The sequence below is a fragment of the Candidatus Omnitrophota bacterium genome (assembly GCA_021735655.1).
Classification (GTDB): domain Bacteria; phylum Omnitrophota; class Gorgyraeia; order Duberdicusellales; family 4484-171; genus JAHKAJ01.
Map to the genome: position 1 here is coordinate 46,769 of JAIPGM010000001.1, position 6,606 is coordinate 53,374.

Genomic DNA, 6,606 nt, shown 5'->3' on the forward strand with positions numbered 1-6,606 from the left:
GATTATTCCGTGGTTTTTTAATTGGCAGATGCTTGAGCTCTAACGCAAAACCACGGGTCCTGAAATAAGTAAAGAGAATTAAAGGATAGCCGGGTTGCCGCAACTCTTTTAGAGTAGTTGGGCAATCCGGTTTTTTATTTTCTATCTGTGGCTTAAAATAATATCTTTTGGTTAAAGGGGGAGGCGAGCTATGGATAAGAGAAAAAAGTCGTTTTTTATATTCTTCTTTAGTGTATTCTTTTTATTGAATTTTTTAATTTTCATTAAGCCGGTTCAGGCTCGGGGGTTCCGGGGCTTTTTTAGTCGCGGCCAAAGAAGCCGTTCTTACCAAAGTAGAACTTACCAGCCAACTCAAACCAAGACATCAGCTAAATCTCCAAATTCAGTAGATTCTTCTAAAGCTAGGCAACCAGTTGTTAGCCAGGGCCTAAAGCCTAGTTCTGGCGCTAGCAAGGGTTTAACTGTTGACGAACAGAAGGCTCGTCAGAGCCGGCAGGAGCGTTATCATCAAGCGTCTCCTGAATGGAACGGTAAAAGAGAGAGCATTGACCCAGATAAAGTTGCTAAAATGGTTTCAGTTGAGTCAAAAAACTTAAGCAAAGAAGGCCGAGATGCTTCAGTGGCTACTCACAGAGAAGATGCTTCCCGTTATAAAAGGAAACAAGGAGTTACTGCTATTGATGCGATTGATCCGAATAATGGATCTCAAATTAAAATTAGGCGTAGCAAAGAAAACGGACTTAATGTCTATGATGTTTATACCGTTGATAAAGATGGTAAGCTTAGTTTACCGTTACATAAGTTAGAGGACAAAGATAAAGGTATTATTGCTTTGTCGGCTAAGGGTATCCAGATAAAGGTCGGCTATGGCGATTCCAACAATCCTCAGTGGGCTGCTAATGGCTACTACCCAACGAATTTAGAAGAGCTTAATATATTTGCTGGATTCAATCGCGGAGATGATCATCTTATTCGAATGATAAGTTCAACTTCTAAATCACCCAGCGATTTAGGCCAAAGAGTTTTTGAACCACTTCGCTACACAGTAAAAGAATTAGCTACTTTTGCTCAAGGTAAAGACCCTAACTCGGGTGCTTTATTGAGGTCGGAGTTAGCAGTTTTGATGAATTCAGGTACCTTGTCTCAAGCGGCAAAGGTTAAGGTAGCTGAGGTTATGCTTGAAAAGAATGTTTTTGGTCGGGTTATTTCAACTTCAGGCCAGCTTGAGAAGATTAGTAAAATTGAAGGCCTAGGGAATGAAGTTAAACGTGACTATGCAGTTTATGGCGCTCGTAATTATCAAGGTCGAGGCATTTATTTCAGTGTTGAAATTGATAGCCAGCCGTTTAAACCTGATCAGAGCTCACTCAAAAAGTTAGCTGAACCTTTAGCTGGCCAGATTAAACCTTTGGCCTCTCTAGAAAGATTAGTTGAAAAACCAGCCTTAGCAAAACTGCCGGATTGGGTAGATAAGCATATCGAGAAGAAAAACTTTGCCTGGTTTCCTAAGGAGACTTGGGAGAAGGTTGTAGCCGACTATGGTGATATAAAAGTTGAGAAAATTAGATCTTATAGTGATCCAAGTCGTAACTCAATTTTTCATGAAGTAAAGATCATTCAGCCTAGCGGCGGTTCTGGCGATATGATGCTTTTTCGCTTAGATCTCGATCCGGGTAAACTTAATCGCTAAGGGGGTGGATATCTTTGAATAACAAAACAAAGAGTAGGAAGTTAATAGTTTTACTGTTAATAGTTGGTTTGTTCTTAGTAAATATTGAGACGGTTTATGCTCGCAGGCATTTGTTTAGTCGGCGTAGCCAGACTAGCTATAGCAGCCCGCAGCGTGCAACCCCAGTTGGCCAATCTGATCCTAAAAACAGCCCAAGCAGTAAGTCTTCTAGTGCCAATAAGGTTGAAACCAGCCATAAAAGCCCAACCCCGATTGCTAAATCAGGATCGTTAAAGCCAGCTCCGGTTTACAATCATGGCGGCTTAAAAGGATCAGTCAGGGCAGTACATATTAAAGATCCTCAGGATTCTTCACAAAGTTGGACTGTTTATCGAAAGGAAAATAAAAGTGGTCCGGTTTATGAAGTAAAAAATGAAAAAACTGGTGAGATTGGTGGTAGTCAGAAGATACCTTCTCAAGTGAAAGTTTATTTATTGCTTGATGACCCAAAAACTGGCTCTTGGCAGAAAGATTCAAAAGGAGCTCCTAAGTGGGTAGAACAGGGGCAATACAGTCGAGAAGATATGAATTTTTATGCTGCTTATAATCGGAAAGGCAAAGACAATCTTTTTGTTGCTGATAGCCGTTTGGCTGATAAAGCTTTAGTTAAGGAAGCTTTGGGTATTGATAGTCAAAGGCTTGATCCTAATCGTGGAAAAATGGAAGAAGCCTTTGGTAGAAAGATGTTAGAAGAAGAGAACATACGGGTTGTTTATGCTGAGCGTTGGAAGGCAGAAGCAGAGTTTGGCCAAAAAATGCTTGAAGATGAAAAGCTCCGGGTTATTGATTTAGAACGCATCGAGAGTGAAAATGCTTTTGGGCGTCAGCTATATAAACAAGCTTTAATTGATGCTGAAATTGCTGAAATAGAACAGCAACTTAAGATAAATGCTTTGGCTGAACAAATGCTAGCTGATAGTTATGAGCGTGATCGAAAAGCAATCCAGCAGGCTTCTTTGGATGGTTTGCGTCAGCAAATTGAACAAGCTGGTCTTGATCCTAATGCCCCGCTGGATTATAAAAAGTTAATTAGTTCGGATGTTTTGGCTGCTGGATCTAAAGTCTATGGTGATGATCCGTTTGCTATTGGTCCGGCTGATTTTGGTCCTGGCCAGCCGCTTGAGATATCGATTCCTGAGGTTATTACTAGCTTAGAAGGTATTGCTAAGGGTATAGTTGATCCAGCAATGGGAGGTCTAAAGGCTTTAGCCGGAGCCGGCAAATTTCAACTAAACGAATTCAATTCGCAATTTAAGCAATTTGCTAATCAGTTAGTTCACGCTGAAGAGTTCAAAACTAAAAATTTTAATCCTTATGGAGTAGCCTATTCTGAGATAAAAAAGATTCCTCATTTTGAAGCTTATGATCAGGAAGGCTGGCGGCCGGTTAAGAATATGCCGGCTACTTATGGAGGTGAAGAAATTTTAAAAGCATATACCGGACGAAATCTAGCTGATACTAAAGCTGACTCAATTATCTTTTATTGGGGTAAAGAGAGTGGGCGTCAAGCAGCAGCAGTTTGGTATTATCAGAAAAATATCGGTTCCGTTCCTGATCAGCATTTTCAAGGCCAAGCTGGATTGGCTAAATTGAACAAGCCAATAAAGATTATTAGTCCTCAGCAAGAGGCCAAGGAACCCCTAAAAGCTCAAAAGTTAGAAAAACTTACTAAAGTTAATCTTAACCCAAAGGGCTTTGATGAGGATAGCTACGGCGGCCCAAGCGCTGAGCGTTGGCGGATGGATCAAGCCAGAAAGCAGCAGATGCTAAGTGAGCCTCAATATACGGTAAAAGATATGATTAATGAGTATTCTTCAGTATATGAAGGAATTATTCGATCCGGTGGTTATGCAAAATTAATAAAAGAGGGTAGACCAAAATATCTTTCAGGTGAGATAACTGATAGAGTCCACTATGGGATTCTTGCTGACTATGCATCAAGACAGGCAGCCTTAGCTAAGAAACAAGGTAATTGGCAGCAGTGGGGGGCTTGGCAAAAAGAGTATGGCAAGCACAACTTCCAATATAATATGCAGTATTTAGGAGAAAAGGCAACAAAAATACTACCATAATATAAAAATTACTTCATATTAGCATATTTTGCAGATACTTATGAAATTAATTGTCCACTATATCAAAACCAGCCTACGATGCTAACCTTTTCTAATTTTGATTATTAGCTTTGAGTTTACTTTTTTGAGGCACAAGCAAATGATCAGTTATGTCACTATATTTTTTATATAATATAAAGTATATAGGACAAACTGTAAACGCTTTAATTTATAGGGCTAAATGACCTTGACTTGTTGATTCTAAACATGTTATACTCAAATGAAAAGGTTCTCTGGTAAAACAAGAACAAAGCCACGGAGGAGTAGAAAGTTATGGCCGAGGCTTTAACAATTTGGTAGTAGAATGGGAGGCGAGAATACGTCTCCGTTTTTTTTTGGCTGAGGTTGAGAGAAAGGAGTAAACCATGAGACAGACAAAGACAAATTCAGATGCTCGAAAAGTTAAAAAAACTATTGGTCTGTTTTTATGCTTCAGTTTGCTTTATTTTATTTTTCCGGTAAGCTCTCTGGCTCAGATTGGTGGAAGGGCCGGAAGTATGACTACGGCACCTATCATTAATAACGCAAAACCAAAACCTGCAGGAACTCTTTCTCCTGCTGCTGCAGCCGCCTTAGCGGATAAGCAAAAGACGGCATCTGCAACAACACCTACACAAAAAGTTGCAACAATAAAAAAGCAACCAAAATTGCAAGTTAATAGTGGCCAGTTGCCTCCAACTAATCCTGCGGCTAAAGTTGCAACTGGGAAAGTTATACCTAAATTAATACCGCCCACCCCGAGTAAAACAGCAACAGCTGGTACTGGGGCAGGTACTTTAACTCCTGGCGTTAAGAAGGTCGGTGCTGCTGCTGCGTCTGCGCCAACCGGTGGAGACACTGGTGGTTTGTTAGCTTTAGTGGACAAGCCAGTAGCTGCTGGCGATAAACAAAAAGGGTTTGCTGATCCTACTAAAGTTACTAAGGGTTCTGAAGGGGCAGATTCGCCGGATTCAAAGTTGATTAAGGCTGCCGGAACTGATAAGTTCAAATCAGACGATGCAACGGTCGGAGCTGCTGACCCAAGCAGTACTCAGCGGCTTGCTGATGCAGCCAAGAGAACCGAACAGCAGTTAGATAAACAACGAGCTAAACCTCAAGATCCGCTTACTGATACAACAAAAATTGAACAGGTTGCTAAACGAGCTGAGCGGTCTTTACCGGAATCAGCTGACCCGGCATTTAGGCGTATGGTTCAGCCGCCGACTAAATTTAGGCGTTTCGCTGATACCTCGAGGTTAACTCGTGAGATGAGCAAGCGGTTATCTGGTGAGATTAAGCCAACCTTTTCACGTTTGACCAATATTTCTGATGGAATGGTTAGGCTTTCACCAAAGTTAATTAATGCTGAATTAAGTCCAAAGTTAACTAAGTTAGCTACAGTTTCTAAAAATATTGAGATTAGTTCTTTGGCTAACAAAATGCCCAATCAACTTAACAGTAAGTTTGAAAAGTTAGCCACAATATCACCGAATAAATTTAATTTTCAATCGCAGTTTAAAGGGGCAAAAATTGTTCCGCAACTAGCTAATTTAAGAGATGTATCTTTTCAAGTTTCTCCTTCAATTTCTGAGGTAAAGAGCTATCAGATTAGTTCGGCTCTAAAGGGGCTTAATCGTTTTTTACCTAAATCAGAGGTTAATTTTAGCTTACCTGACACCAATAGAATTGCTTTAACGGTAAAGTCGCCCTTGGCAAGTTTGTCTGATCTTTCACGGATAGCAGGATTAAAGTCTACCGGAAGTCAGGCTTTAAGTAAGGCAAAAGAGCTTAAGCGATCTTTTGCTAATCTAGCTTCGGTGTCTAAAAATAGCGATAAAATCCTACTTGAAGGACTAGCTCCAATGAAGGCTTCGAGCTTGCGAATTGTCAGCCAGCAGCAATCCCAGCATAATCTTACGCAACTAAAGGTTCCTAAATTTGGTTTTATCCGATTATTGCATGGTGATAATGGTAGTAGGCTTCCGGCTATACAGGCGCTTGAGCTTTCCGGGATTAATGTTCAGGATTTGATGATTGTTCAGGATCAGATAGAGCAAGACACATCATTACTGATAGCTGGAAATACGCAAATACTTAACTCTCCGACTTTAAGCATTCTTGATGCTGATGGCCAATTGGGGAATACATTCAATTCAATTTTACTTAGTAGTGATGTAATCACTCGACAATTGATTATCCGTAGCGTGCGATAATGAGTTTTGTTCTATTATAATTTTCATAACAAGTTCTTTTTCAATGAGTTAACAATTTTATTGTCCAAAGATGGCTATCAATAATTTGAGCCCATCTTTAATCAGCCTTGATAAAAATACGGGTTAAAACCGCCTTTATAGCTGCTTCTGAAAAACTTTTCAGAAAATAACTTTTTTTCTAGTATTTGCTTGACTTCTTTTAATATAATATGTTATATTTATATGGAAGCTGAGAGATACATCTAAGATTAACAACAGGGAGCGATAAAGGCAAACCTCGAGAGATCGAGGAAGCGCAAAGCCACGGGTCCTACGTTAGTTTATGCAGAAGTGTACGCAGTCAACAACGAGAGTTAGCTTCTAAAGAGAAAACAAGAAGAATTGAGTCAACACTGAGTTAGCCTTAATTTTGTCTGCGTAAGTCTTATTAAAAAGGATAGCCGGGCTACCGAATCCAAACGGTAACCCGGTTTTTTATTTTAAAAGGTACTATGCATAATAAATCAATAGTTTTAGTGATGGGGGAAAGGGGGAACTTTTTTGTTTCTTATTTTATATATAAGTAAGGGTTAAA

Annotated in this window: 3 protein-coding genes and 2 riboswitches; all 3 genes read left to right on the forward strand. The window is 39.9% G+C overall.

All coding sequences use genetic code 11. The features are described from left to right. The first annotated feature begins 13 nt into the window (after positions 1-13). Positions 14-102: riboswitch (cyclic di-GMP riboswitch) on the forward strand. Positions 103-190: 88 nt separating this feature from the next. Continuing rightward, entirely contained in the window at positions 191-1,690 is a 1,500-nt protein-coding gene (locus K9L86_00235; GenBank protein ID MCF7907294.1) for a hypothetical protein, read from the forward strand. A gap of 14 nt (positions 1,691-1,704) precedes the next feature. Then, on the forward strand, positions 1,705-3,801 hold the full coding sequence (locus K9L86_00240) for a hypothetical protein (GenBank protein ID MCF7907295.1): 2,097 nt from the start codon (positions 1,705-1,707) through the stop codon (positions 3,799-3,801). A 404-nt stretch (positions 3,802-4,205) separates the two neighbouring features. Beyond that, a complete protein-coding gene (locus tag K9L86_00245; protein MCF7907296.1) occupies positions 4,206-6,032 on the forward strand; it encodes a hypothetical protein in 1,827 nt (608 codons plus the stop codon). Between the two features lie 259 nt (positions 6,033-6,291). Next, positions 6,292-6,485, forward strand: a riboswitch (cyclic di-GMP riboswitch). The last annotated feature ends 121 nt before the right edge of the window (positions 6,486-6,606 follow it).

Excerpts from the sequence above, each read along its gene's own strand:
- K9L86_00245 (MCF7907296.1), top strand. The coding sequence starts at position 4,206 with ATGAGACAGACAAAGACAAATTCAGATGCTCGAAAAGTTAAAAAAACT.
- K9L86_00235 (MCF7907294.1), top strand. The coding sequence starts at position 191 with ATGGATAAGAGAAAAAAGTCGTTTTTTATATTCTTCTTTAGTGTATTC.